Annotated in this window: 26 protein-coding genes; 10 read left to right on the top strand and 16 right to left on the bottom strand. The window is 59.8% G+C overall.

The window, feature by feature from the left end:
- Positions 1–22: 22 nt before the first annotated feature.
- A complete protein-coding gene (locus ACEW8J_RS01745) occupies positions 23–1084 on the bottom strand; it encodes an efflux RND transporter periplasmic adaptor subunit (protein WP_373489905.1) in 1062 nt (353 codons plus the stop codon).
- Between the two features lie 154 nt (positions 1085–1238).
- Entirely contained in the window at positions 1239–2198 is a 960-nt protein-coding gene (locus tag ACEW8J_RS01740) for an L-threonylcarbamoyladenylate synthase (RefSeq protein ID WP_373489904.1), read from the bottom strand.
- Between the two features lie 52 nt (positions 2199–2250).
- Here ACEW8J_RS01740 and ACEW8J_RS01735 point away from each other — a divergent pair, with 52 nt between their 5' ends.
- On the top strand, positions 2251–4002 hold the full coding sequence (locus ACEW8J_RS01735; RefSeq protein ID WP_373489903.1) for an acyl-CoA dehydrogenase: 1752 nt from the start codon (positions 2251–2253) through the stop codon (positions 4000–4002).
- 2 nt (positions 4003–4004) lie between these two features.
- Positions 4005–4835: an ATP-binding protein gene (locus tag ACEW8J_RS01730; RefSeq protein WP_373489902.1), complete on the top strand. Its 831-nt coding sequence runs from the start codon at positions 4005–4007 to the stop codon at positions 4833–4835.
- Between the two features lies 1 nt (position 4836).
- Here ACEW8J_RS01730 and ACEW8J_RS01725 read toward each other — a convergent pair whose 3' ends face one another.
- Together ACEW8J_RS01725 and ACEW8J_RS01720 are read right to left on the bottom strand one after the other, a co-directional pair.
- Positions 4837–6192 carry a sorbosone dehydrogenase family protein gene (locus ACEW8J_RS01725; RefSeq protein WP_373489901.1) on the bottom strand — a complete coding sequence of 452 codons (1356 nt, stop codon included), beginning with the start codon at positions 6190–6192 and terminating at the stop codon, positions 4837–4839.
- Positions 6193–6243: 51 nt separating this feature from the next.
- On the bottom strand, positions 6244–6447 hold the full coding sequence (locus ACEW8J_RS01720) for a hypothetical protein (RefSeq protein ID WP_373489900.1): 204 nt from the start codon (positions 6445–6447) through the stop codon (positions 6244–6246).
- A gap of 161 nt (positions 6448–6608) precedes the next feature.
- Here ACEW8J_RS01720 and ACEW8J_RS01715 point away from each other — a divergent pair, with 161 nt between their 5' ends.
- Positions 6609–6818 (top strand): hypothetical protein, encoded by a 210-nt coding sequence (locus ACEW8J_RS01715; RefSeq protein ID WP_373489899.1) that lies wholly within the window; start codon positions 6609–6611, stop codon positions 6816–6818.
- Positions 6819–6835: 17 nt separating this feature from the next.
- On the opposite strand, the gene ACEW8J_RS01710 is transcribed toward ACEW8J_RS01715, so the two are convergent.
- The 7 genes from ACEW8J_RS01710 to ACEW8J_RS01680 all read right to left on the bottom strand — a co-directional run bounded on the left by ACEW8J_RS01710 (position 6836) and on the right by ACEW8J_RS01680 (position 13501).
- Positions 6836–7546, bottom strand: a complete 711-nt coding sequence (locus ACEW8J_RS01710) for a GIN domain-containing protein (protein WP_373489898.1) — start codon at positions 7544–7546, stop codon at positions 6836–6838.
- Positions 7543–8166, bottom strand: coding sequence for a class I SAM-dependent methyltransferase (locus ACEW8J_RS01705; protein ID WP_373489897.1), 624 nt, complete (start codon positions 8164–8166; stop codon positions 7543–7545). The genes ACEW8J_RS01710 and ACEW8J_RS01705 overlap by 4 nt, the downstream gene beginning before the upstream one ends.
- A 69-nt stretch (positions 8167–8235) precedes the next feature.
- Positions 8236–8991, bottom strand: coding sequence for a head GIN domain-containing protein (locus ACEW8J_RS01700; RefSeq protein WP_373489896.1), 756 nt, complete (start codon positions 8989–8991; stop codon positions 8236–8238).
- A 146-nt stretch (positions 8992–9137) separates the two neighbouring features.
- The gene (locus ACEW8J_RS01695) at positions 9138–9668 is read right to left on the bottom strand and encodes a CarD family transcriptional regulator (RefSeq protein WP_373489895.1); all 531 of its coding nucleotides are present in this window, start codon (positions 9666–9668) and stop codon (positions 9138–9140) included.
- 310 nt (positions 9669–9978) lie between these two features.
- Complete coding sequence (fdxA, locus tag ACEW8J_RS01690; protein ID WP_373489894.1) at positions 9979–10317, bottom strand: ferredoxin FdxA; 339 nt, start codon at positions 10315–10317, stop codon at positions 9979–9981.
- A gap of 103 nt (positions 10318–10420) precedes the next feature.
- Positions 10421–10723 carry an RNA-binding S4 domain-containing protein gene (locus ACEW8J_RS01685; protein WP_373489893.1) on the bottom strand — a complete coding sequence of 101 codons (303 nt, stop codon included), beginning with the start codon at positions 10721–10723 and terminating at the stop codon, positions 10421–10423.
- Positions 10724–10732: 9 nt separating this feature from the next.
- Positions 10733–13501: a helicase-related protein gene (locus tag ACEW8J_RS01680; protein WP_373489892.1), complete on the bottom strand. Its 2769-nt coding sequence runs from the start codon at positions 13499–13501 to the stop codon at positions 10733–10735.
- A gap of 201 nt (positions 13502–13702) precedes the next feature.
- Here ACEW8J_RS01680 and ACEW8J_RS01675 point away from each other — a divergent pair, with 201 nt between their 5' ends.
- The 4 genes from ACEW8J_RS01675 to ACEW8J_RS01660 all read left to right on the top strand — a co-directional run bounded on the left by ACEW8J_RS01675 (position 13703) and on the right by ACEW8J_RS01660 (position 17453).
- Positions 13703–15277: a M23 family metallopeptidase gene (locus tag ACEW8J_RS01675; protein ID WP_373489891.1), complete on the top strand. Its 1575-nt coding sequence runs from the start codon at positions 13703–13705 to the stop codon at positions 15275–15277.
- A gap of 61 nt (positions 15278–15338) precedes the next feature.
- On the top strand, positions 15339–16340 hold the full coding sequence (gene hemB / locus ACEW8J_RS01670) for a porphobilinogen synthase (protein WP_373489890.1): 1002 nt from the start codon (positions 15339–15341) through the stop codon (positions 16338–16340).
- A complete protein-coding gene (locus tag ACEW8J_RS01665; RefSeq protein WP_373489889.1) occupies positions 16333–16902 on the top strand; it encodes a GNAT family N-acetyltransferase in 570 nt (189 codons plus the stop codon). Before hemB ends, ACEW8J_RS01665 begins: the two co-directional genes overlap by 8 nt.
- Complete coding sequence (locus ACEW8J_RS01660) at positions 16899–17453, top strand: gamma carbonic anhydrase family protein (protein ID WP_373489888.1); 555 nt, start codon at positions 16899–16901, stop codon at positions 17451–17453. The genes ACEW8J_RS01665 and ACEW8J_RS01660 overlap by 4 nt, the downstream gene beginning before the upstream one ends.
- An 11-nt stretch (positions 17454–17464) precedes the next feature.
- Here the strand turns inward: ACEW8J_RS01660 and ACEW8J_RS01655 are convergent, their stop codons facing one another.
- Positions 17465–17980 (bottom strand): hypothetical protein, encoded by a 516-nt coding sequence (locus ACEW8J_RS01655; RefSeq protein ID WP_373489887.1) that lies wholly within the window; start codon positions 17978–17980, stop codon positions 17465–17467.
- Between the two features lie 217 nt (positions 17981–18197).
- Between ACEW8J_RS01655 and rplU the strand changes: the two genes are divergently transcribed.
- From rplU to ACEW8J_RS01640, 3 genes are all read left to right on the top strand, one after another.
- Complete coding sequence (rplU, locus tag ACEW8J_RS01650) at positions 18198–18731, top strand: 50S ribosomal protein L21 (RefSeq protein WP_373489886.1); 534 nt, start codon at positions 18198–18200, stop codon at positions 18729–18731.
- Positions 18732–18734: 3 nt separating this feature from the next.
- Positions 18735–19004, top strand: coding sequence for a 50S ribosomal protein L27 (rpmA, locus tag ACEW8J_RS01645; protein WP_373489885.1), 270 nt, complete (start codon positions 18735–18737; stop codon positions 19002–19004).
- A 194-nt stretch (positions 19005–19198) separates the two neighbouring features.
- The gene (locus ACEW8J_RS01640) at positions 19199–19750 is read left to right on the top strand and encodes a GNAT family N-acetyltransferase (protein ID WP_373489884.1); all 552 of its coding nucleotides are present in this window, start codon (positions 19199–19201) and stop codon (positions 19748–19750) included.
- On the opposite strand, the gene ACEW8J_RS01635 is transcribed toward ACEW8J_RS01640, so the two are convergent.
- The 4 genes from ACEW8J_RS01635 to lnt form a co-directional block, all read right to left on the bottom strand.
- On the bottom strand, positions 19751–20698 hold the full coding sequence (locus tag ACEW8J_RS01635) for a metal-dependent hydrolase (RefSeq protein ID WP_373489883.1): 948 nt from the start codon (positions 20696–20698) through the stop codon (positions 19751–19753).
- Between the two features lie 193 nt (positions 20699–20891).
- Entirely contained in the window at positions 20892–21587 is a 696-nt protein-coding gene (locus ACEW8J_RS01630) for a tRNA (guanosine(46)-N(7))-methyltransferase TrmB (protein WP_373489882.1), read from the bottom strand.
- Positions 21588–21618: 31 nt separating this feature from the next.
- Positions 21619–22830 (bottom strand): methionine adenosyltransferase, encoded by a 1212-nt coding sequence (metK, locus tag ACEW8J_RS01625; RefSeq protein WP_373489881.1) that lies wholly within the window; start codon positions 22828–22830, stop codon positions 21619–21621.
- A 68-nt stretch (positions 22831–22898) separates the two neighbouring features.
- Complete coding sequence (gene lnt / locus ACEW8J_RS01620; RefSeq protein ID WP_373489916.1) at positions 22899–24428, bottom strand: apolipoprotein N-acyltransferase; 1530 nt, start codon at positions 24426–24428, stop codon at positions 22899–22901.
- Positions 24429–24554 lie beyond the last annotated feature (126 nt).

Genomic DNA, 24554 nt, shown 5'->3' with positions numbered 1-24554 from the left:
CCCTCCCGTTTCCTGTCCGTGATCATCGCGCTTTCCGGACCGGTTTGATCAAGTCGCCGTTCCTCAGCTTTTCGATACCCCGGCTCACGATGACATCTCCGTCCGTAAGTCCAGCCAATATTTCGAGATGGGTATCGGTCAATTTGCCAATCTGGACATTTCGCTGCCTGACCCGGTTCTTATCATCCACAACGAACACCAGGCCTTCACCGGACCGCACACCGAAAATCGCATTGGCAGGGATCGCAAATGTCGGCGAGGTCACGCGGGGTACCTGGACTTCCACCATACCCAGTTGCCCCGACCGCAAGCGGTCGCTGGCTGGCAGCGAAAAACTCACTTCGAACGTGCCGGTCCGCTCATCTGCCCGCCCGCCTTTCTCGCTGACCACCGCGTCAATCGGCGTATCGGAAACGGCAGACAGAAAGACCTTGGCGGGCATGCCAACGGTGAGACGGGCAGCATCGGCATCGGTCATCGGAACCCGCAGCACAAAACCCTTGTCAATTTCTCCCAAAATCAGCGCGGTCATTCCGGCCGTCACAATCTGCCCCTCATCTATATTGCGGGAGAGGATGATGCCATTGCTCGGCGCGCGGATATGGGAGGTGCGGCTGGCAAATTCCGTGGATTCGATCCTCGCCCGGGCCGCGCGCGCGGCCGCCTCCGATTGCTCGAGACGGGATTTGGTGACCCAGCCGTCCTTGAACAGTTTCTCGAACCGCTCATATTCCGCTACTGCGCGATCGCGTTCCGCCCGCGCTGTGCTGAGATCTGCGGCAACCGTACTGCTATCCAATGCGGCGAGGGACGCACCGCGTTTCACGCTGTCGCCTTCTTCATAGCGGACCGAAGCGACTTTACCGCCGCTGGTAAAACCCAGCGCTGTTTCCCGGCGCAAACGAACGGTGCCCGCAGCTTTGAGTGTTTCGCTATCGCTGGCTGGCTGGACCGTCGTAACAAAGGCCGGAATGGGGTCGGTTGATTTGGACTTTGCTTCCGGCTCGCCAATGCTGCAACCGGACAGGACAAGCAGACTGATCAAAATCGATATTATCGTTCTGCCAAGCGTCATATCGCGCATTACCACCCCTAATATGTTCTCCTTAGGTCGCTAACGGGACTGGTCCAATCGAAAATTGCGAAATAGTGGCAAAAAAGGACTGGATTGTTAAAGCGCGCTGCTTGAATGTGTTATTACGGTATCATTTTTGATATTTGGCGCAGTTTTCGGTTGGCTATCTGGGAGAGGCCGCGCGGCGGAGACGGTCATTCAGGGCCAGCCCGATGCCGCTATCGGGAATGGGTGCCACAGCAATTCTCGGTTTTTCACTCGCTTCAGCCAGATGGAGCGCGGCAAACAGCTGGCTGGCCGCTTCCGCGAGATCGGAATGAGCCGACAGGTTAATGTCCCCCGGCACGGCTCCGAAGCCAATATGATATTCATCGCACTGTGCGGTTTCGATGTCCAGACGAACCGGCTTTGCCGGCGCATAATGCGACAGCAATTGCCCAGGCGCTTCGATTGTCCCGCGGTCTGAGGTTGCCGCTGGTTTGCCGGCAATCGCTGCCAACTGGGCTGGCGTCACTGGTCCCGGTCGCAATATCCGATAGTCGCCATCATCGACCGCGATGATCGTCGACTCGATGCCCTTTTCGCACGCACCGCCGTCCAGGATCAGCGGTACGGCATCGCCCAGGCTGCGTGTAACATGATCGGCGGTGGTAGGACTGATCCCGCCGCTGCGATTGGCCGACGGCGCGGCCAGAAACAGACCGGGAATTGACAGCAGTTCGCGCATCACCGGGTGCGCAGGACAGCGCAGGGCAATGGTGTCGAGTCCTGCGGTAACCGCCGGGACAACCGGGCAGTTTACCGCTTTGGGCACTACCAGCGTCAGCGGACCGGGCCAGAATGTCTCGGCAAATTCGACGGCAAGATCGTTGAACTGACCAAGCATTGTGGCGGCATGCAGGTCCGGCACATGGACGATCAGCGGATTGAAGTCCGGGCGGCCTTTGGTCCGGTATATCTCCGCCACCGCCGCTGCGTTGGTCGAATCGGCGGCCAGTCCATAGACGGTTTCCGTCGGCACTGCGACCAGCCCGCCCCGACGAAGCAGCGCCTCGGCATCGGCGATCGTCGCCTTGCCGTAGCGACGACTGGCTGTGCCAATATGATCATTTGAGCCGGACATGCCCCTGCGCTATAGCCCAGCGGAAATTCAGGCAACAACGGATAGCAATTTCATGAGGTTTACAGCCCCAGGTCGCGAACAATATTTTGTCCTCAAGCATATTGCCGAGATCGGTGAGCTGGCCAGCCACGACCGCTTTGCCGGTGCCAGTGAGGATATGGTCGAAGCGATTGTCGAAGGCATTGGCCAGTTTGCCGAAGGCGTTTTCGCTCCGCTCAACCGGATCGGCGACAGCGAGGGCGCGCAATGGCGCGACGGCAAGGTGACTTTGCCCCAGGGATATCAGGAAGCCTATGCGCAATTTGTCGAGAGCGGATGGGCATCGATTGACGGACCGGAGGGATTTGGCGGCCAGGGCCTGCCCTATTCGCTTTCTGCGCTGATCCTGGAAACCTGTGGCGCCGCCAATTTCGCGTTCACTCTCTGCCCAATGCTCAGCTTTGGCGCAATCGAAGCGATTCACGTCCATGGCTCCGACGAGCAGAAGGCCAAATATCTCCCCAATCTGATTTCCGGTGCCTGGACCGGCACGATGAACCTGACCGAGCCGCAGGCCGGCTCCGACGTTGGTGCGCTGCGCAGCACCGCCGAACCCATCACCGAAGGCGAATATGCCGGCAAATACAGGATCAAGGGGCAGAAAATCTATATCACCTTTGGCGAACATGATCTGACCGACAATATCATCCATCTGGTGCTGGCCCGCACCCCGGGCGCGCCGGAAGGAACCCGCGGCATTTCGCTGTTCATTGTTCCCAAATTTCATCTCGACGCCGACGGCAAGGCCGGCGCGCCCAATGATGTGACCTGCGTCTCGATCGAACACAAGATCGGTATCCATGCCTCGCCGACATGCGTCATGGCCTATGGCGAGCAGGGAAACTGTATCGGCGAGATGATCGGCGGAGAGTTCGGCGGGATGAAAGCGATGTTCACGATGATGAACAATGCCCGCATCAATGTCGGGTCACAAGGCGTTCAGATCGCCGAACGCGCCACCCAGCAGGCCAGCCGCTTCGCTATCGAGCGGATCCAGTCGGCGCGCGCCGGTAGTGGCAACAAGGCTCCGGTAGCGATTATCGAACATCCCGATGTCCGCCGGATGCTGCTGCGTTCGAAGGCGCTCACCCAGGCCGCGAGGGCCTTGCTCTATTATGCCTCGTCGAGCGTCGACCGCGCGACTCTCGGCATCGAGGGCGCGAAGGCCCGCGCCGAAATCCTGACGCCGCTGATCAAGGGCTATGGCACCGATATCGGCAATGAAGTGGCATCGATCGGGGTGCAGGTGCATGGCGGCATGGGCTTTATCGAGGAAACCGGCGCCGGCCAGCATTTTCGCGATGCCCGGATCGCACCGATCTACGAAGGCACCAACGGCATACAGGCGGCCGATCTGGTCGGCCGCAAACTGGGGCTGGATGGCGGCGAAGCCATGCAGACCTTTATCGCCGAAATCCGGAGCGAAGCCGAAGAGAACGACAGCCTGATGGGGCTCGCCAATGCCTGCGAAGATATCCGGCAATGGATGGCAAGCGGCGATGCGTCGATCGATGATCGGCTGGCGGGGAGCTATCCGTTCATGACCATGCTGGCGACCGCGACCTGCGGTATGCTGATGAAGAAACAATACCGGATCGCCGCCGCCGAACTCGCCGATGGCGATGACCCGTTTCTCAAGGCCAAACTGGTCACCACCCGCTATTATCTCGACCATCTGGTCCCCGAAGCGCTGGGTCTCAAGCCCGCCGCGATGGCGGGAGCGGAGATCCTATATCGTCTCGACAGCGCGGAACTGGCTGGCTGAGTATGACCGGAGAGGATGATAAGGCGCTGCTGCACCGGATCGCTGCAGCGCTCGAGCGCCTGGCCCCGCCAGCCGACAAGCCGGTGGATTGGGCGACGGGAAACGCCTTTCTGTGGGACCGCCGTGGACCCAGAGCCATAGCGCCGTTCGATCCGGTCGATATCGATCTGCTCACTGGTATCGATCAGCAAAAGGCCCGCCTTCTGGACAACACGAGTCGCCACGCCAGCGGCCATGCCGCGCATGATGTCCTGCTGTGGGGTTCCCGCGGCATGGGCAAATCAGCGCTTGCCAAGTCCGTGATCCGGGCGGTGCAGAGGCAAGGCGAGGATATGGCTCTGGTCGAGGCGTCGTCGGACCAGCTGGAAAACCTGCCCGCATTGTTTGAAATGCTCGCCGCTGTCGACCGGCGCTTCATTCTCTTCATCGACGATATCGGATTTGCCGAAGGCAGTGCCGAGCCGCGCCTGCTCCGCTCGATGCTGGAGGGCGGCACCAGCCAGCGGCCCGCCAATGTCCGGCTCTACGTCACTTCAAACCGGCGCCATATCCTGTCGCGGCAGATGAATGAGCAGGACGACCCGATCAACCCGCGCGATGCGGTTGACGACCAGCTGGCGCTGTCCGATCGGTTCGGTCTGCGGCTGGGCTTTCATGCCGCCTCGCAGGACGATTATCTGGCGATCATCGCCCGCTATGCCGCGGCCTATGATCTGATGTTCGAGCGCGAGAATGCCTTGCTCTGGGCAAAGCAGCGCGGCAGCCGGTCAGGCCGGGTGGCGTGGCAATATATTGTCGAACTGGCCGGACGAGCCGGACGGTCTCTGGCTTAGCCTATTCGGCCGCCACCGCAGCTTTGGCAGCGCCCTTGCGCGATACCCGCCAGATGATCCCGCCAACGTCGTCACTGACCAACACCGCGCCCGTCTGGTCGAAAGCGACCATCGTCGGACGACCACGTGCGCGGCCATCCTCCGTGGTAAATCCGCTCAGGATCGTCACCGGCTTGCCTTCCGGTTCGCCGCGCTGGCTGAAGTTGACATAGACCACATCATAGCCAGCGAGCGGCTGGCGGTTCCACGAGCCGTGCCGCGGCACAACCGCACCGGTGTCGAAAGGCGCGCCCAGGGCCTGGCCGTGCGAAAAAGCGATACCAAGCGGCGCCACATGCGCGCCCAGGGCATAATCCGGCCGCCGCTCATATTGCCGGTGGTCAAGATTTTTCGGATCGACCCGAGGGTCGACATGACCACCCCAGAAATGCCATGGCCAGCCATAATGCGCGCCCCAGCGGACTTCGGTGAGATAGTCCGGCACCATATCGCTGCCCAGCATATCGCGTTCGTTGACCACGGTGTAAAATTTGTCGGTGCCCGGCAAATAGGCCATGCCAACCGGATTGCGCATACCGGCAGCATAGATGATCTTGTTGTTGGTCGCGAGTTCGACCTGCAATATCGCCGCGCGCTGTTTCTCAAGCTCCATGCCATTTTCGCCGATATTGCTGTTCGACCCGACCGAAACATACAGATATTTGCCGTCTTTGCTGGCCAGCAAATCGCGGGTCCAGTGATTGTTCGGCGCCTTCGCGTTCAAATTGGCTACCTTGCGGCCCTTGGCGGTGATCTTCGTAACACCCTCCGTGTAGGGATAGGCATAGACAGCATCGGTATTGGCGACATAAAGCGTGTCGTCAATCAGCGCCATGCCGAACGGCGAGTTGAGATTTTCCATAAAGGCAAATTTCTCGTCGACCGTGCCGTCCTGATCGCTGTCGCGCAGCAGGGTGATGCGGTTGGCGGATTCGGTTCCCGCCCCGGCCTTGCTCATCAGATTGCGCATGATCCAGCCTTCGATGCCGCTATTGGTTCGCGGCGGGCTATTGGTTTCCGCCACCAGAACATCGCCATTGGGCAAGCGGAACATGGACCGGGGATGGTCGAGGCCATCGGCGAAACGCTCGACGACAAGGCCATCGGCAGCAACCGGGCCTTCCCCTTCGCCCCAGGGCTCGGCCTTGGCGATATTTATGGTCGGAAATGTTTCCTTGCGAACATTGGTCAGCGCTGGCTCCACGCCGGTTGTCGCTTCCAGCGGCAATCTGGCGGTGTCGCCACGGGTGAAATAAAATCCAGCCCCCACCCCGAGGATGATCAGCAGAATCGCGATATTTCTAATATGTTTCAACATGGTCTGACAATAGGTGGCGTCAGAGGTCCTGACAAGCGCGGTTTGACATGCTTATCGGCCTTTCCACCAGATCAGCAGCGCCGCCGCCGTTCCGAGAGCAAGTCCGGCCAGCAATCCGGCCGACGGCTGTCCCAGGACGCCGCCGCCAATGGCGCCGACGATCGCACCGATCGCGATGAACACGCCGCCGCCGTTGCGATTACCGGTCCCGGAATCGGAAGGATTGGAACCATTGTCTGATGTTTCTGGATTCATGGCCGCCGCCCTAACCCACAACGCTGGCCGTGACCAGAGCTTCCCGTCCAACTTATGATTAACCCGCTGCTAACCCTAGCTTTTGAAGTTATCTCCACCGGTCGAATGTAGAGGTGGCCATCAGCTTGGAAGCAATAAGCTTTCTGCAGCAGGAGCCAAAAATGCAATTGCCCATATTCATTGACTCCACCCATTATAGTGATGCCGAAGCGCTGATCACCAGCTATGGCGACGAAGCGGGACTGGAGGCGGCCAATCGCGCTGACAAGAGCCGGTCGCTTGGCAACCATCTCCATTATTGCAAATGGCGGCAAGTGGAACGCTTGTGCGTTCTGCTGTCCATCGACCAGACGATCGGGACGGTGCACTGACCTGATTGCGCCATCCGCTATCGGTCGGGGTTGCAGATGATCTCGGCGGAGCCGTCGGTCCGTACGGTACAATTGGGGCGGCCATCGATCTGGATGCGTCCGGTTCCGAAATTACTGACATTCGCTTCCCGCTCGACCGCGAGATGACTGCTCGCCGGACCGCGGTGGATCAGGGTCAGCTGCTTGACCTTGAGATCGGGACTGGCGAAGATGCTCGCGCCCTGAAGCTCGAGCCGGGCGGCATCCGCTTGCCCCGTCATCATCAGCTGGCCACCGCCAGTCATCGCCACATCGAGCCGGTCCGCTTCGACAGCGTCGATCCGGAGCGAACCAAAACCACCCAGACGCACTTTCGGTGTCCGCCCCGACAATTTGTCCAGCGTCACCAGACCCGAACCCAGATGCGAGACATTCTGGATCGCAAAGCTGCTGAGATAGAGGGTGACCGGAGCGTCCTCGGCATAATTGTTGCGATCGAGCGATTTGGGCCGCACCGAGACGACCAGCTGCTTGCCGTTCCTCTGCAGCGAGACCCGGTCCAGTATTTCTCGCGTAGGACCCTCGGCGCGCGCCGACGGCCCCTTGCCCGAGGTCAGCACGACATCGACGCCATTGCCGATCCTGATATCGTCAAAACCGAAAATGGAAAATTTGCGTTCGGCCGCTTGCCCTGCGGACGAGAGCAGCAGCAATATGCCTATGATCGGCAGGCCCAGAAAAAATCTCATGACGGCCGAGCCTCTCCCAATTCCATCCAGCCGAGCCAGCGCGGCGTTTTCGGGGCATAATGACCGCGATTGTCGGTCAGCGCAAAGCCGTGCGCTTCAAATAATTTGCTGACCGGACGGTGCAAATGGCAGCCGCCGGCAATATGTTTCCACGCCGGTTCGATCCGCCGCTGCCATTTTTCCGGCCCCTTGTCAGGCGCCCGGCCATGTTCGAGAAACAGGATCTTCCCGCCAGGTTTCAACACCCGCCGCATTTCGGCGAGCACCTGCCCGCCATCCTGCACCGAGCACAAGGTGAAGGTGCACAGCACCGTGTCGAAACTGGCGTCGGCAAATGGCATGGCTTCGCCAATGCCGTCATATATGTTCATGTCGAAGCCCCGCGCGCTGGCTTCCCGCCGAGTATAGTCAAGCAGTTCGGCGGACGGGTCGAGACCGGTCAGCCGGGTCACCCGGTTGCGGTCGTAAAATTGCAGATTGATGCCGCCGCCGCAGCCAAGTTCGAGGACCTCGCCATCGGCTCTGGGCACGATCTCGCTGCGGTCTTTCATCACCGCAGGCTGAGAGCAGGCAAAGCGGATCAGCTTTGGTACCGCATATTTTTCCCATAGATTTGGCATCGCTCACGAAGCTGCCACAGAGCGGGCAGATCGCCAAGTCATTTCAGCAGCTTGCCGATGGTCAGATGATCAGCCACAAGTGATATCACCCGATCCCATCGCTCGCGACTTGCACGTTGCATCACCGTGAATCCGGACGTCACCGGAGCCCATGACCTTGGCATTGACCGATCCGTCCGAGGACAGCTCGACATCGCCGCTGCCGGCAATCGAGATGCTGGCGCTATCCGCGTTCATCTCCTTGCCACTGACGTCGCCAGATCCGGCTACCGATATGTCGATGGATTGCGCGGTTCCCGCCAGGGTCAGATTGCCCGATCCGGCAATTTTCGAATTGAGCGATGCCGTTTCAATTCTGGCCACCCGGATATTGCCGGAACCGGCGATGCTCAATTTTGTCGATTCCGTGGTCATCGCGTCGACATCCATATCGCCCGAGCCAGCAAGCTTCGCACTTTTCAACGCCGGAGCGGTGACATAAATGACCGCCGTGCCGCTATCACCCCAGGATATACCGCTGTTTTTCCGTCCGATCTTGATCTCGTCCCCGGAAATCTTGTAGCGCAGCTGTTCGATCGCCTCCGCATCGCCTTCCGCGCGGATCGAGAATGCATCGCCGGTCGTGAAAATGATATTGTCGGGGCCGGCTAGCGTGACCCCGGCGAATTCACCCGGATTGCTGGCCTTGGTACCAATGGCGATACCATCGGAAAAACTGCCGGTGCTGATGCCGTTATCGCTGGCGGCCTCGCCGACCGCATTGGCGATCGAGCCTTCACAGGCGGCGAGCGCCAGCAGCGGTGCCAGAAACACTATCTTCTTCATCCATCCCTCCTTCACTGTATTAATTCACTAATACGCTTGTGGTCGGTCAAGATCAACCAAAAATTCCCAGCCGCAGACAAAAAAGGGGCTGGCACATCGCTGTGCCAGCCCCTTTGCAAATTCGATGAACGGTAAAACCCGGTCGATCAGTCGTCCTTGACCTCATAATATTGCGGTGCCGCAATATTCAGGATCTCGAGAATTTTCGTCAAAGCCGTCGGCTCATCGGTGTCTTCCATCGCCGCCAGTTCGCGAGCGAGACGGCTCGATGCCGCTTCAAAAATCTGTCGTTCGGAATAGCTTTGTTCCGGCTGGTCATCGGCGCGAAACAGATCGCGGGTCACTTCGGCAATCGATACCAGATCGCCGGAGTTGATCTTCGCTTCATATTCCTGGGCCCGACGCGACCACATCGACCGCTTGACCTTGGGCTTGGCTTTCAGCGTTTCCATGGCTTCGCGCAGGGTCTTGTCCGACGACAATTTGCGCATTCCCACGCCTTCTGCCTTGTTGGTCGGAACCCGCAGCGTCATCCGCTCCTTTTCGAAGCGCAAAACATAGAGCTCGAGCTGCATGCCGGCAATTTCTTCATTTTGCAGCTCGACAACCCGGCCAACGCCATGTTTTGGATAAACAACATAATCGCCCACATCAAAGGACAGCACATTCGCAGCCATAAAAAGCCTTTCTTGATTCATTGGAAAAGAACGTTACCAACGTCCGAATTTCGTGTTCGTCTGACGAAAAAACCCTTTCGTAGATATATTTAACGACCGAACACCACCCGCTCCCTCAGGTGTCCAGCCGCCAATTGAATCAACCTTAACAGATTCGTCACAAAAAAGCAATTTTATCGTTGCACTGCACCAATGTGCGGGTCCGGCGGCGTCAGCCACCAGCAGTCCGCCGCCGACATATCAGCCGGATCCTATTTGGTCAGAAAGACAAAAGGTGACCGCCCGGAAACTGGGACAGTCGGGTCACTGGCTAGTCGCCCTCGCCGGGTTTCTCGGAGAAGAACGCTTCAAACTTGCCTTCCATGCCCTTATATTCTTCCGCATCCGCTGGCGGATCGCGGCTGACCGTGATATTTGGCCATTCCTCAGAATATTTAGTGTTCACCTCGAGCCATTTTTCCAGGCCGTCCTCGGTGTCGGGCAGGATTGCTTCGGCCGGGCATTCCGGTTCACAGACGCCGCAATCGATGCATTCGCTGGGATTGATCACCAGCATGTTGTCGCCTTCGTAAAAGCAGTCTACCGGGCAGACTTCGACACAATCCATATATTTGCACTTGATGCAGGCTTCGGTAACAACATAAGTCATCTGGTCGTGAACTCCCCTATACCAGTCCGCCATTCGTGATCAGAAATTTCATCCTAGCTATTGCGCAATTTCTGACACGTCAACAGTTGGTTTAGCCGCTATTTCAAATACCAGTCTGCAATATCTCGTAGCAGGATTGCGCCTGGGAAGCGCTGCTGCGCCGTTCGGGCAGCGCGATGATCCGCACCACTTGGACGGCCTGTCCCTGCGGGATCGTGAGAATATCGCCTTGCCGGACCTTGACATGGCCGCGCTCGATGCGTCGTCCATTCATCCGGACATGCCCCTTTTCCGCCAGCTTGCGCGCCATCACCCGATTCTGGGCAAAGCGCAGGAACCACAAAAGCTTGTCGATCCGCAGCACCGGAAGCGCTGCGTGGCTACGGTCCGCTTCTCTGCCGCTCAAGCCTTCATCCTATTTTTTCATCTGCTCCCGGAGCACCGCCAGCTCGGCAAAGGCACCGCCAGCGGTGGCGAGAACCGGCTCGGCCTTGCGCTTGACGGGCGCAGGCTTGTCCTGCTTCTGATGTTTGGTGCGGGATTTGAACTGGCTGCGCTTCGCGTTGCGCGCCATGCCCTTCCAGCGCCAATATTGCACCGCGGCGACCGCTGCTTCCGGCGGCGCGACGCTGTCCGCTTTTGCGTCGTCCGGTGCCACCGCTGCAGCGGGCGCTTCATCGGGAGCGGCAGCCTCCTCGACAGCAGCATCCGAACCATCCGCTCCACTTTGCGGCGCCTGACTGGCATCGGCAACCGGCTTTTCCTGTACAACCGGCTTTTCATCGGTTTTCGCGAAGCCCGCCAGCGCGAGCAGTGCCTCGTGACCGGCCTTCGACAGACCCAGTGATGTCGCCAGAGCAGGGTCGATCGCGAATATCTCGCCCTGCTGCCGCGCCTCATGCGCCTGCTTGACCAATCGTTCGACCATGTCGACCCGGACATATTCGTCGGCCACCTTGCGAAAGCCCAGCCGGGAAGCGTGGTCGGCGCCGACGAATGTTCCTTGCTTGAGATGAACCGCATTATCCGGCGTCTGCTCGATCATCGGCTGCCCGTCAAAAGCCGCGAAAAGCGCCGTCCGCCAGAGCACCGCCCCGGGCTTCATCAGCGCGTGATGGAAAATATCGAGCGCCCCGAACACCAGTCCGGCCCGGCGCGCATGGCCGCGCATGTCATTGTCGAGCGCGCGAACCGCCTGATCGATATCGCGCCGCGACAATATCCCGCCGGCATCGACGATCTGGGCGAATAGCGCGCGCACCGCTGCTGGCGTTTCCGGCTCATTGGCCAGCACGTCAATTTTCACCAGCCCCTGTAGATGCTTGGCCTTCATCGCCTCGACCCAGGCCTTGACCCGATCGATCACTTTCTGACTGTCCTCGGCGGCCATATCCTTGATCGACCGCTCGAACCGGATCTCGGGCTGCAACAGGGTCTTGCCCTTGCTCAGCACCGCCAGCCGGCTGTCGCCCCACAATATCGCTGGCTGTCCGGCAGCATCGGGAACCAATGCGAGGACAGAGTCCGGTGCCTTGGCAAGAGCGTCTGCATTGTCTGTCATAATCCGTCCCAAATATCTTTCTGCCGCTGCAAGCAACATCTTGCGATCTTCTCTCCGGCTATCGGATGGCACGAGAAATTGGAAGCCCTTGAGTGTTCCTATTTCCTGTCCCTCAACCAGCACCCTGCCATCATCATCGACGGCGACATCCTGCGCCAATGTATCTTTCAGCAGACCGCGCATCAAGACCCGCGTACGCTTGTCAACAAAACGCTGGGTGAGCAGCGCGTGCATAGCGTCACTCAACCGGGACTCCAGCGCGCGGGTGCGATCGATCATCGCTTCGGGCTGTTCCACCCAATGGGATTTCTGCGCGATATAGCTCCAGCTGCGCGCCGCCGCGATGCGCGCGCCGAGGGTCGCAATATCGCCCTGGACATTTTCCAGCCGGGCGATTTCCTGGGCCATCCGGGCGTGGGGAATGACGCCCGCCCCCTCGGCAAGATGCGACCAGAGTGAGGCGATGAAGCGCGCCTGATGATCAGAGCCGACCTTGCGAAAATCGGGAATGCAGGCCGCTTCCCAGAGCAGGCGCACCTTGTCCGGCGAGCCCGCGAGCCGGACCAGAGCCGGATCCATCGCCAGCCGCTTCAGAACCGCCAGATCGACCGCCTCCGGCGCCGCATGCAATCGCTGGATCTGCGGCTTTTCTTCCAGCGAACGGATCAGCCGCTCGACCGAACCAAAATCCGGATCTGCATTGCGCCAGTAGAGCCAGTCCAGCTTCGGGAACCGATGCGATTCCAGATTGTCGATATCTTCGGCCTGCAATGCATCCGACGAGGCCAGCCCGGACAGCACGCCAAAGCTGCCATCCTTCTGATGGCGGCCTGCGCGGCCGGCAATCTGGCCGATTTCGGCGAGGGTCAGACGCCGTCGGCGATGGCCGTCGAATTTCTTCAGCGCGGCAAAGGCAACATGGGCGACATCGAGATTGAGGCCCATTCCAATCGCATCGGTAGCGACCAGATAATCGACCTCGCCGTCCTGGTACATTTTGACCTGGGCATTGCGGGTCTGCGGCGATAGCGAACCCATGACGATCGCCGCACCGCCATGCTGGCGCCTCAGCATTTCGGCGATCGCGTAGACATCCTCTAGGGAAAAGGCGACAATCGCCGATCTTTTGGGCAGCCGGGACAGCTTGCGCGAACCGGCGTAGCTCAGGGTGGAAAAACGCGGCCGGGTTATGATTTCGGCATCGGGCAGCAGATATTCGATCAGCGGCCGCAGGCTTTCCGAGCCCAGAATCATGGTTTCGTCACGGCCGCGCGCATGCAGCATACGATCGGTGAATATATGGCCGCGCTCGGGGTCGATGCCGATTTGTGCTTCGTCGATCGCAACAAACGCAAATTCGCGGTCCATCGGCATCGCTTCGGCGGTGCACAGGAACCATTGCGCGTCTTTCGGGATGATCTTTTCTTCACCGGTGACCAGCGCCACCCGATTGGCTCCCTTCAGCGCCACCACCCGGTCATAGACTTCCCGCGCCAGCAAGCGCAGCGGAAATCCGATCATCCCGCTCGAATGGGCGCACATGCGCTCGATGGCAAGATGGGTTTTGCCGGTGTTGGTCGGGCCGAGAACGGCGACAAGAGACGACTGGGAGAACCGGGACATTATCTACACAACAGCCCATCGGGCACAGAGTTGCAAGGGGCTTGGCACAAAAACTGCTGATGCGACCGGATAACTTTGATTTTACACGGCTCGCCGCATGTGCTCTGCCTGAATGGCGGCTTAATTTGACTTTAACCAAGTTGCTGCACAGAGATATTCCAACATATCGGATGCAAAGCCAAAAACTTGCATCACCGAGGGGTGCGTTTGTTCAAGAGTATCGACGATATCGACATGCACGTTCAGGGGGCTGCCATCGCTGCGGCCAATCCCCTGCGGCCGGCGCTTCCGATAAGCGATTTCCCCGGGGAGCGGTTCGCCGAATGGCGGGAATATTTTTCCGATTTCGACTGGGTCCCCGATCTTGGCGTTGATATCGGCAGCCCGACCTGGTTCCGCGGTCTGGTGACATTGACCGCCCTGTGCGGCGTCGCGATCAGCTGCCTGCCCGATTTTGGTCCGATTACCGGCCATAGCGCCGACCCGCTGAGCGGCTATCGCGCCGACCAGGCCCGTTCGCAAATGATTGCACCGCTGGCTTATGGTTCCGACACCGGCATCCGCATGGCGGCCACCGACGCCGTACGCGCGTTGGCGGAAAGCCCCGAGCGGCCGTCGATCGAACTGGTCGCCACGCTCGGTCGCGGCGACAGTCTGCGCCGGGTGCTGCAACGCGCCGGAGTCGCCAGCGATGAGGCCGGACAGGTCAATGATCTGGTGAGCGGAGCCGTTTCTCTCGGTGACATCAAGCCGGGCACCAAGATCGACGTCATACTCGGCCGTCGTCCGGCGAAAAATCAGGCCCGGCCGCTCGATCAACTGGCGTTTCGCGCCCGCTTCGATCTCAATCTCGAAATATTGCGTGACGGCGACCGGCTGAAACTGAACCGCAAGCCGATCCTGGTTGACGATACGCCGCTGCGAATCAAGGGCACGGTCGGGTCCAGCCTCTACCGCTCCGCGCGCGCCGCCGGAGCGCCCGGCGACGCCGTCCAGAAATATCTCCAGGTGATCGGTTCGAAAATGTCCGTCTCCCGCGACATCCGCAGCACCGACCAATTTGATATCATCCTGTCCTACCGCCGCGCCGAAACCGGCGAGGTGGAAGTCGGCGATCTGATCTATGCCGGGCTCGAACGTGGCGGCAAACCGGCGGCACAGATGTTGAGGTGGCAGAGCGGCGGCCGGACCAACTGGTTCGAGGCCTCGGGTGTCGGCCAGTCTAACGGCGAACTGGCCCGGCCGACCAACGGACGGATCACCTCGAACTACGGCATGCGGCGGCATCCGATCCTGCGCTACATGCGCATGCACAGCGGCATGGATTTCGGCGGCGGCTATGGCGCGCCGATATATGCGGTCACCGACGGCACGGTCGTCCACGCGGGCCGCAAGGGTGGCTTCGGCAATTTTGTCAAATTGCAACATGGCGGCGGACTGGCTTCCGGCTATGGCCATATGAGCCGGATCGCGGTGAGCAACGGCGGTCGTGTGCGCAGAGGACAGATTATCGGCTATATCGGTTCAACCGGCCTGTCCACGGGACCGCATCTCCATTATGAACTCTATCGTGGCGGGCGTTCGATTGATCCCCGGTCGGTCAAATTTGTCGAGCGCGCGCAGCTGGGGGGCCAGGAATTGCGCCGCTTCAAGGGCGAGCTGCAAAAATTGCAGCGCGTCGCACCCGGCGCGGCTTTGAACGCGCTGAAAAGCGCTTCGGCCGAGGCACAGCCCGAACGCGAGATCAACCGGCTCAACAAACCCCTGAAAAGCTAAAAGCGGCGCCCCAGTTCACAGAAGAGTTGAGCACCGCGGTCGGCTCGGCTAAGCCTTTGCCATGTCACAGCAAGCTTCATTCCCGCACAGCCGCCTACGCCGCACCCGCAGCCATGCCTGGAGCCGGGAGATGGTCCGGGAACATCGCCTGTCTCCGTCGGATCTGATCTGGCCGCTGTTCATCACCGAAGGCAATGGCGTCGAAGAACCGATCCCTTCGCTCCCCGGGGTGTCGCGCTGGTCGGTCGACGGCATCGTCGAGCGCGCCCGCGAAGCGCTCGATCTGGGCATCCCCTGCATCGCCCTGTTTCCCAATACACCGGCCGAAAAACGCAGCGACGATGGCAAGGAGGCGCTCAGCCCCGACAATCTGATGTGCCGCGCTACCCGGGCAGTGAAGGATGCGCTTGGCGACGATATCGGCATATTGACCGATGTCGCGCTCGATCCTTACACCAGCCACGGACAAGATGGGCTGATCGATGATCGCGGCTATGTCGAAAATGACCGCACGCTCGACATTCTGGCCAAACAGGCGCTCAATCAGGCCAATGCTGGCGCCGACATCATCGCGCCATCCGATATGATGGATGGCAGGGTCGGCGCGATCCGCGACGTGCTCGAACTGGCACGGCATCACAATGTCCAGATCATGGCCTATGCCGCCAAATATGCGAGCGCCTTCTACGGCCCCTTCCGCGATGCGGTCGGTTCGGGAGGGCTGCTCAAGGGCGACAAGAAAACCTACCAGATGGATCCGGCCAACAGCGACGAGGCGATTCGCGAGATCGCCTTCGATATAGCCGAGGGCGCCGACAGCATCATGGTCAAGCCGGGGCTCGCCTATCTCGACATCATCTATCGCGCCAAGGCAGAGTTCAACGTGCCGATTTTCGCCTATCAGGTATCGGGCGAATATGCGCTGGTGAAGGTCGGGGCCGCCGCCGGCATCGGCGACCATGATGCGCTGATGATGGAAAAGCTGATCGCGTTCAAGCGCGCCGGTTGCAGCGGCATATTGACCTATTTTGCCGCCGATGCGGCACGGTTGCTGCATGGCTGAAGACGCCGCAGATATTGTTCTGGAGACCGAGCGGCTGATCCTGCGCAAATGGCGCGCCAGCGACATCGAACCGTTCATGGAGCATCTCAACACCCGCAATGTGATGCGCTGGCTGGGCGGGGTGCAAAGTCGCGAAACCTTTGACGCGGCGGTGACCAGGCTGGCCGGCTATGACCGCGACTTCGGTCACACATTCTGGATCGTCGAGCGCAAGTCCGATGGCGAAATATTGGGCTTCTGCGGACTGAAACGGGTCAATGCGCCGCAGCCGAAGCTGACCGGCGCGCATGAAATCGGCTGGCGCCTGCGCGAAGATGCCTGGGGCAAGGGCTATGCCAAGGAAGCCGCGAGCGCGTGCATGGACGCGGCCTTTTCCCGATGGAACGCGCCCTTCGTCGTGGCCCTGACGGTCGCCGGCAATGAACCGAGCTGGGGCTTGATGAAGCGGCTGGGCATGGTCCATTGCCCCGAACTGGATTTTCATGACCCCAATTATGACAAGGATCTCAACCCGACTATTGTTTACAAAATCACCGCTGAAGACTGGAATTCGAGAATATGACCGACCCGCTGATCCTGCCGTTCAATGGCAAAAGCCCGAAAATCCACCCCAGCGCCTTCATCGCGCCGGGCTGCAAGATTATTGGTGATGTCGAGATCGGCCCCGAATCGAGTGTCTGGTATAATTGCGTGATTCGGGCAGACGTGAATTTCATCCGGATCGGTGCGCGCAGCAATATCCAGGACGGCACCACCATCCATTGCGACAGCGCCACCCCGGCCACACCCAACGGCAATCCGACGATCATCGGCGATGATGTGCTGGTCGGCCATATGGTGATGCTGCACGGTGCAACGCTCGAAGACCGCGCCTTTGTCGGCCTGAGCACGACGGTGATGGACGGCTGCGTGATCGAAGGCGACGCGATGCTCGCCGCCGGCGCCACCCTGACCCCGAACAAGCGCATCCCCAGCGGCCAGCTGTGGGCCGGATCGCCAGCCAAGTTCATGCGCGATCTGCCGGAACAGGCGATTGCCGGGATGCACATGGGCGTTGCCCATTATGTCGAAAATGCCAAGGCCCACAAAGCTGCGATCGACGCCCTGCGCTAGCCAGGCTTGAATCAGCGCAGCCGGTTCTTCATCGCCTCGATCTCGGCCTGCTGCGAATCAACCTGCGCCAGCACAGCTTCTCGCTGGCTCGCAATGATGGCCGCACCGCCGGTCTGTCCTTCTTCCATCTGACGCAGCAATTGCTCCCGGTAAAGCGCATCGATATCGGCCAGCGCCTCGACCGACGGACTGCGGACAATCTCGAGCGCCGCCATTTCCATTTGGGCCACGACCCATGATTCGCTCGACACCGCCGCATTGCGCGCGGCCTCCACCCGGCTTCTCACACCGGGCAGCCGCGCCTGGTACCGGTCATGCGCCGTCTGGCTCTGCGCCATCGCTGCATCGAGCCTGACTTGCAGTTCGGCGGGTAGCGAGGACTGGACCGGAAGGGCAGCAGCCGGTGCATCCATCACCGGTTCGTCTTCATAGGGACGTTTCTGCAGCGACGGAAAATCGCCCTGCTGCATGGCGCAACCGGACAGACTAACCGTGATAATCGTCACCAAAGCTGCGAGTTTTTTCATTGCTCCGTCTTTACGAGAGGCTTATCCGGTCTGCAACGGCGAATATGCCGCCACAATGGCTGGCGCGGCCCGACCAACGGGATTAGCCAAAATCGCCTTAAGCTGGTTGACAGCGCCACTTCCATCGGTTAGCTGCCCACTCTTTCCAGCGTGAGCCGAAGGACTCGCGTTAACGGTCTTGTGCGCTGGAACCACAAATTTGAAACGGAAAATAGCCATGTTCGCAATTGTGCGCACCGGCGGCAAACAATATCGGGTTGCCGCAGGAGATATTATCGCAGTCGAAAAACTAGCTGGCGAAGCTGGTGATTCGGTAACCCTGGACGACGTTTTGCTGGCTGGCGACGGCGGCGACATCAAGGACGTCAAGGGCCTGACCGTCTCGGCTGAGATTCTCGGACAGGAAAAAGGCGAGAAGGTCATTATCTTCAAGAAGCGCCGCCGGCACAATTATCGCCGCAAGAACGGCCATCGCCAGCAGCATACGGTGCTGAGAATCAGCGCCATCGGCTCTGAAAAGGCGCCAGCGAAAGCGGCTCCGAAGAAGGAAGCGGCTCCGGCCGAAGACAAGCCGGCCGCGAAAGCCAAGGCTGCTCCGGCTGAAAAGGCCGCTCCGGCCGACAAGGCTCCGGCCAAGAAAGCACCAGCGAAAAAGGCTGCTGCGAAAACTGAAACCAAACCCGCTGCTGCCAAGAAGGCACCAGCGAAGAAGCCAGCCGCCAAGAAGCCGGCTGCGAAGAAAAAGGACTAAACCATGGCACATAAAAAAGCAGGTGGTTCCTCCCGCAACGGTCGCGACTCGGCAGGTCGTCGTCTGGGCGTCAAGAAATTCGGCAGCGAAGCTGTTGTCGCCGGCAATATTATCATTCGCCAGCGCGGAACCCAGACCCATGCGGGTCGCAATGTCGGTATGGGCAAGGACCATACTCTGTTTGCGCTCGTTGATGGCAAGGTGGAATTCCACAAGGGCAAGCTCGGACGCAAATATGTGTCTGTCGACCTCGTCGCGCAAGCCGCCGAATAACGGATAATCGATAAAGGGTTATCCACCAGAGGGATGACCCGACAGGTTCAACAGAACCGTCAATTTCAGGGAGAGGGTCATCCTCTCCCTTTTTTTGTCTCTCCCTGTTGTAACGTCACTATCTTGTAACGGTCACCCGCTAGCGGGCTAACAGTCAGGACGGGGGCGTCACAATTTGACGATGGAGAGTCCCTATGTTCGCCGTTACACCAAGTTTGTTGCTGAGACCCGGCTGGCCCGAAGACGCCGATGCCTTATACGCCGCAATTAATGATGAAGCGATTGTCCGCAATCTCGCCAGCGCGCCGTGGCCCTATCGGCTGGACGATGCCCGGCAATTCCTGTCCTTGCCCGCCGACCCTGCCACCCCCCGCTGGCTGATTTTCAGCCGCAAAGGAGGCGCGCCGAAGCTGGCGGGCTGCATCGGCATTGATGCGCAGGACAATGGCGATGTCGACCTCGGCTACTGGATCAGTCGGCCGCATTGGGGCCGCGGGTTCGCCACCGAAGCGGGCCGGGCGGTGCTGGAAAATGCGCGCGCACTCGGCCACAAGCGCCTGGTCGCCAGTCATTTCCTCGACAATCCGGCCTCGGGGGCGGTGCTGCGCAAATTGGGTTTTCAGCCGACCGGTCAAACGGTTGGACGGTTCAGCCGCGGCAGAAACGGGGAAGCGCAAGCGGTCGAATTTTCCTGTCTGCTGGATGCGGAGAAAGAATGCGAGGTCATGCGACCACTCGCAGCGTGATCAGGCTACTTTGCGCAGCCCTTCAGTAATCGGAGGGCTGTCGGACCCGGCATCCTCTTCGACCATGATCGCCGCCTCATATTCGCTTTCGGCCAGCCGGATCAGCGGACGGTCGTCGATATCCCAGGGGTGAAAGCCCGGTTTGAAAAACTGCAGCAGCGGCCATAAGGTCCTGCGGAACGGCGCCTTGCCAAGCAGCGCATAATGGGCCAGCCCAAACCAGGCGCGCGGTCCCGAGATGCCGTCCTGGCGCAGCAGGTCGAGAACGCCTTTCGCGCGGTTCTTGGTAAAGCCGATCGCGATCTTGGCCATGAAACTGCACCGGACCAGCCAGCTCTTCAGCGGACTCCAGTCCCGCGTCACATGCAGCCATGTGTCAAAGGCCACGCCCTTGTGCTCGATCTCTTCCGAAGCGTGCCACAGCCACAGCTTGCGCTGCTGTTCGTCAGCATGTTCAAAATGTCTGGGGTTCGCAATCACTTCTGCGGCCAGAATGGCGGTAATATGCTCGATGCACATGGTCGCCACCAGATGGGCATGTTCCGGCCGGGCGCGAATGCCGTCGACCACGCTGGCAATCGTTGCTTCCAGCCGGCTGATATCAAAGTCACAATCTTTGAGATGTTCGTTGAAGCAGTGATGCTCCCGGCTGTGGATGGCTTCCTGCTGGATGAAGGCGCGGATCTCTTGCTGCAACTTCGGCGGCACGCGCTTGCGAAATTGCTTGAGCGAATCGATGAAGAAAAGCTCGCCCTCCGGAAAGGTGACGGACAAGGCGTTGAAAAAGGCCGAAGCAAAGGGGTCGCCGCCCACCCAGCGGCGGCGGTTGATCACGGCGCTGGCAAAATTTCGATTGCGGGGTCTTATCCGGAGGTCGGCGGGCGTGGCACTGTTGTGCGATGCGTCAAAATCGGTCGCTGCGCCTGCGCTTGCTGGAGCTATGTCCATATCTGCCTTTGTACCTCCCAGTACTGTCATCAAATTGTGCGACCAATTTTTTGGTTAAGCGTTGGATAGACAAGGAAGGTTAAGGTTCGACATCACAGCATGCCTAACAAACATGCTTAAGAAATGGTTTATCCGGCAGCAATCCGCCAGTTCTCCACGGATTCAAATATGAATCGATTGGCGGCGTTCTGGTTTATTTGCGCCGGTAGCGGAAATACCAGACATCATGGCCCTGTCGTCGGGCCTTGGCTTCATAGCGCGTCTCCGGCCAGCCGCCGGGCCGGATCATCCAGTCTTGCGGACTGGCGCACAGCCACTCAAACTCGTTCCGCTGGTTCATGATCATGCAGGCCCATTCCAGATAGACCGGATGATCGGTGCCGAAGCGGAACTCCCCGCCCGGTTTCAGCTTGGCCGCGATCAGGTCGACCGGGCCATGATTCATGAACCGCCTTTTGGCATGCCGCGCCTTGGGCCAGGGATCGGGATGCAGCAGATAGACAAAGCTCAGCATACCATCCGGGATCCGTTCCAGCACGTCCAGCGCATTGCCCATATGCAGGCGGACATTGGCCAGATTCTGGTCACGGACATGCTGCAGCGCACCGACCATCCCGTTGAGATAGGGCTCGCAGCCGATAAAGCCATGATCGGGCAGCATGTCAGCACGGGCCGCCAGATGTTCGCCAGCACCGAAACCGATTTCGAGATGCAGCGGCCGGTCACCGCCGAACAGCGACGCTGCGGTCACCGGACCTTCGACCGGAACCGCGATTTGCGGCAGCAGTTTCTCGACCAGTTCGACCTGCTGATCGCGCAGCGCATGGCCCTGCCTCCGCCCATAAAGCTGGCGGATAGTGGTCGGATCGCCGTCCTTATAGGCGGTCATACTGCAGTCACGATTGCCGGCATGGTCGGCCTCAGAGCGCGGCTTTCAGCGCGTCCACCAGATCGGTTTTCTCCCAAGTGAAGAAATCACCATCGGCCTCGCGGCCGAAATGGCCGTAAGCGGCGGTCGGGCCGTAAATCGGCTTGTTCAGGCCGAGATGGGTGCGAATGCCTTTGGGGGTCAGGCGCACCAGTTGCGGCAATATTTCTTCCAGTCTCTCTTCGCTCACCTTGCCGGTGCCGTGCAGGTCCACGTTGATCGACAGCGGTTCGGCAATACCGATTGCATAGGACAACTGGATCGCGCAACGCTTGGCGAGTCCTGCGGCGACCACATTCTTGGCCAGATAGCGGGTGATATAGGCTGCCGAACGATCAACCTTGGTCGGGTCCTTGCCGGAAAACGCACCCCCGCCATGCGGGCTGGCACCACCATAAGTGTCGACGATGATCTTGCGGCCGGTGAGGCCGGCGTCGCCGTCCGGGCCGCCAATTTCAAACCGTCCGGTCGGGTTGACGTGGATCACCGTCTTGTCGGTGATAAAGCCTTCCGGCAGCACCTGATGGAACACACCCATCACATAGTCGCGCAATTCCTGATAGAGTGCGGGATTGTCGCTGTCCTTGTAATAGCCCGGCGCGTGCTGCGTCGAAACCACCAGAGCAACGGCCTCGACCGGCATTTCATTGACGTAGCGCAGGGTCACCTGGCTCTTGCTGTCGGGCTCCAGAAACGGTGCCTTGCCGCTGTGCCGGTCATCCGCCATCTGTTTCAGAATCTGGTGTGAATAATGCAGCGTTGCTGGCATCAACTCCGGGGTTTCGTCGCTGGCATAGCCGAACATGATTCCCTGATCACCGGCACCTTCATCCTTGTTGCCGCTTTCATCCACGCCCTGCGCAATATGCGCCGACTGCGGGTGCAGATAATTTTCGAAGGTCAGATTCTGCCAGTGGAACCCGTCCTGCTCATAGCCGATTTTCTTGACCGTTTCGCGGACCGCAGTCTGGATTTCTTCCTGCGCTCCGGGCGCCCAATTGCCATTGGTATCGATCATGCCCTGGCCGCGAACCTCGCCAGCCAGAATCACCCGGTCGGTCATGGTCATGGTTTCGCAAGCCACCCGCGCTTCCGGGTCCTTGGACAGGAACAGATCGACGATGGCATCGGAAATCTGGTCGGAAACCTTGTCGGGATGGCCCTCGGAGACCGATTCGGAAGTGAAAATAAATTCTGAACGCATGATAAATTCCTGATTATTGGTCAGAAAGCGACTGACCCATGGGACATAAGGAAATGTTTTTATGCGCTTTAACGAGCGCGTACGCGGATGGCAATGGCGGATAGCAGCAAAATCGCCGCCAAACCGAGCGGCAGGACATTGCCGTAGCGCGCGAAAAGCGTCGGTGAACGGGCCGCTGGCAAGCGCATGTCGATGCGGCCCGCTTCCGCCATCGGAACGCTGGCTCTAACTGTTCCTGCGGCGTCAATCACCGCCGAAATGCCGGTTGGGGTGGAACGGATCACCGGTAACCCCTCCTCGATCGCCCGCAAGCGGGCCTGCGCCAGATGCTGCGGCGGCCCCCAGCTACCAAACCAGGCATCATTGGACGGATTGAAGATGAAGTCGGGGCGATTGTCCGGATCGACCACCTGTCCCGAGAAGATGATTTCATAGCAGACCTGCAGGCCCGCCTGACCAAAGCGGCCGAGATCGATCGAACGGGGTCCGGGCCCCGGCCAGAAGTCGAAATCGCCTGGCGCCAGACGGGATAGGCCGATCGCGGACAAAAGGGGTCGCATCGGCAGATATTCGCCATAAGGGACCAGATGCGCCTTGTCATAGCGACCGATCAGCTCGCGCTGCGCATCCATCGCAAAGACACTGTTGCGGGCACCAACCGCCCGCCCGCCCGCTTCATCAAATTCCAGCTTGAGCGCGCCCAGCACCAGAACATCGTCCGGCTTCATCAGCGAAGCCAGCTGCTGGCGGACAAATTCCGGCGGGCGACCATAATAATAGCGCGCCGGATAGCCGGTCTCCAGATAGTCGGGAATTGCCGCTTCCGGCCAGAAAATGATCCGCGGACGATCATCTGTCCGCAAGGTCAATTGGGCCAGTTTCTGCAGATTCTGATCTTCATAGCCGGCCTGCCATTTGTCCTGCTGGCCGATATTGGGCTGGACCACGGTGATCAGCGGCTGGTCCGCCGTAATCGGCTTCGGCTGGGGATGGGGGATCAGCGCTAGTCCGGCGAACACGGCAATCAGGGGAACCGCCACCTGCCATCTTTTCAGGAACAGCAGCCACAGGCCCCCGGCACCGGCAAACAGCAGCGCGGACAAGCCGTAGGTGCCGATAAATATGCTGAGGCCGGTCATCTGGCCAAGCGGAAGCGCAATCGTGCCCAGCGGATTCCAGATGAATCCGCTGAACAGCCAGCTGCGTAGCCATTCGCTGAAAATCCAGGCCCCGGCCATGGTCAGCAAGAACGTCGCCGGTCGGTCTTTGCCAATCCACCAGCCGATCAAGGCCGCCAGACCGGGAAATATCGCCAGATAGAGCGACAGCAGGATCACTGCCACATAGCCCAGCCATCCCGGCATCGCCGCCTGAAAGGTAAAGGCTTTGGCAATCCAGTTCAGCCCGACGACGAAATGGCCGACGCCGAATAGCCAGCCGGCAAAAAAAGCGGCCTTGCGGCTTTGAGCCTGAAATACAATCATCATCCACAAGGCGAGCATCAACAGGCTCAGCGGCCAGAGAGCGAGCGGTGCAAAGCCGGTCGCGCTGATCCCCCCGGCCACAAGCGCGAGTCCGGATGAATGGCGGGCGATCATTTGCTGGATATTTGACACCGGCGGCTTTTGCCGTGTTCAGCCCGACCATTCAATTGCTAATTGCCCGAACCGCTATTTGCTTGCTAATAAGCGCGCCATGACCATCCTTCCGCTCCTGATGCTCGC

The sequence above is a fragment of the Parasphingorhabdus sp. genome (genome assembly GCF_041748495.1).
GTDB lineage: Bacteria > Pseudomonadota > Alphaproteobacteria > Sphingomonadales > Sphingomonadaceae > Parasphingorhabdus.
Note: the sequence above shows the minus strand (reverse complement) of the source record. Positions and strands in the feature narration are given on the sequence as shown.

What these genes read in the sequence shown, in the direction of transcription:
- ACEW8J_RS01745 (WP_373489905.1), bottom strand. Translation starts at nt 1,084, where the DNA reads ATGCGCGATATGACGCTTGGCAGAACGATAATATCGATTTTGATCAGT.
- ACEW8J_RS01740 (WP_373489904.1), bottom strand. Translation starts at nt 2,198, where the DNA reads ATGTCCGGCTCAAATGATCATATTGGCACAGCCAGTCGTCGCTACGGC.
- ACEW8J_RS01735 (WP_373489903.1), top strand. Translation starts at nt 2,251, where the DNA reads ATGAGGTTTACAGCCCCAGGTCGCGAACAATATTTTGTCCTCAAGCAT.
- ACEW8J_RS01730 (WP_373489902.1), top strand. Translation starts at nt 4,005, where the DNA reads ATGACCGGAGAGGATGATAAGGCGCTGCTGCACCGGATCGCTGCAGCG.
- ACEW8J_RS01725 (WP_373489901.1), bottom strand. Translation starts at nt 6,192, where the DNA reads ATGTTGAAACATATTAGAAATATCGCGATTCTGCTGATCATCCTCGGG.
- ACEW8J_RS01720 (WP_373489900.1), bottom strand. Translation starts at nt 6,447, where the DNA reads ATGAATCCAGAAACATCAGACAATGGTTCCAATCCTTCCGATTCCGGG.
- ACEW8J_RS01715 (WP_373489899.1), top strand. Translation starts at nt 6,609, where the DNA reads ATGCAATTGCCCATATTCATTGACTCCACCCATTATAGTGATGCCGAA.
- ACEW8J_RS01710 (WP_373489898.1), bottom strand. Translation starts at nt 7,546, where the DNA reads ATGAGATTTTTTCTGGGCCTGCCGATCATAGGCATATTGCTGCTGCTC.
- ACEW8J_RS01705 (WP_373489897.1), bottom strand. Translation starts at nt 8,166, where the DNA reads ATGCCAAATCTATGGGAAAAATATGCGGTACCAAAGCTGATCCGCTTT.
- ACEW8J_RS01700 (WP_373489896.1), bottom strand. Translation starts at nt 8,991, where the DNA reads ATGAAGAAGATAGTGTTTCTGGCACCGCTGCTGGCGCTCGCCGCCTGT.
- ACEW8J_RS01695 (WP_373489895.1), bottom strand. Translation starts at nt 9,668, where the DNA reads ATGGCTGCGAATGTGCTGTCCTTTGATGTGGGCGATTATGTTGTTTAT.
- fdxA (WP_373489894.1), bottom strand. Translation starts at nt 10,317, where the DNA reads ATGACTTATGTTGTTACCGAAGCCTGCATCAAGTGCAAATATATGGAT.
- ACEW8J_RS01680 (WP_373489892.1), bottom strand. Translation starts at nt 13,501, where the DNA reads ATGTCCCGGTTCTCCCAGTCGTCTCTTGTCGCCGTTCTCGGCCCGACC.
- hemB (WP_373489890.1), top strand. Translation starts at nt 15,339, where the DNA reads ATGTCACAGCAAGCTTCATTCCCGCACAGCCGCCTACGCCGCACCCGC.
- ACEW8J_RS01665 (WP_373489889.1), top strand. Translation starts at nt 16,333, where the DNA reads ATGGCTGAAGACGCCGCAGATATTGTTCTGGAGACCGAGCGGCTGATC.
- ACEW8J_RS01660 (WP_373489888.1), top strand. Translation starts at nt 16,899, where the DNA reads ATGACCGACCCGCTGATCCTGCCGTTCAATGGCAAAAGCCCGAAAATC.
- ACEW8J_RS01655 (WP_373489887.1), bottom strand. Translation starts at nt 17,980, where the DNA reads ATGAAAAAACTCGCAGCTTTGGTGACGATTATCACGGTTAGTCTGTCC.
- rplU (WP_373489886.1), top strand. Translation starts at nt 18,198, where the DNA reads ATGTTCGCAATTGTGCGCACCGGCGGCAAACAATATCGGGTTGCCGCA.
- rpmA (WP_373489885.1), top strand. Translation starts at nt 18,735, where the DNA reads ATGGCACATAAAAAAGCAGGTGGTTCCTCCCGCAACGGTCGCGACTCG.
- ACEW8J_RS01640 (WP_373489884.1), top strand. Translation starts at nt 19,199, where the DNA reads ATGTTCGCCGTTACACCAAGTTTGTTGCTGAGACCCGGCTGGCCCGAA.
- ACEW8J_RS01635 (WP_373489883.1), bottom strand. Translation starts at nt 20,698, where the DNA reads ATGGACATAGCTCCAGCAAGCGCAGGCGCAGCGACCGATTTTGACGCA.
- ACEW8J_RS01630 (WP_373489882.1), bottom strand. Translation starts at nt 21,587, where the DNA reads ATGACCGCCTATAAGGACGGCGATCCGACCACTATCCGCCAGCTTTAT.
- metK (WP_373489881.1), bottom strand. Translation starts at nt 22,830, where the DNA reads ATGCGTTCAGAATTTATTTTCACTTCCGAATCGGTCTCCGAGGGCCAT.
- lnt (WP_373489916.1), bottom strand. Translation starts at nt 24,428, where the DNA reads ATGATCGCCCGCCATTCATCCGGACTCGCGCTTGTGGCCGGGGGGATC.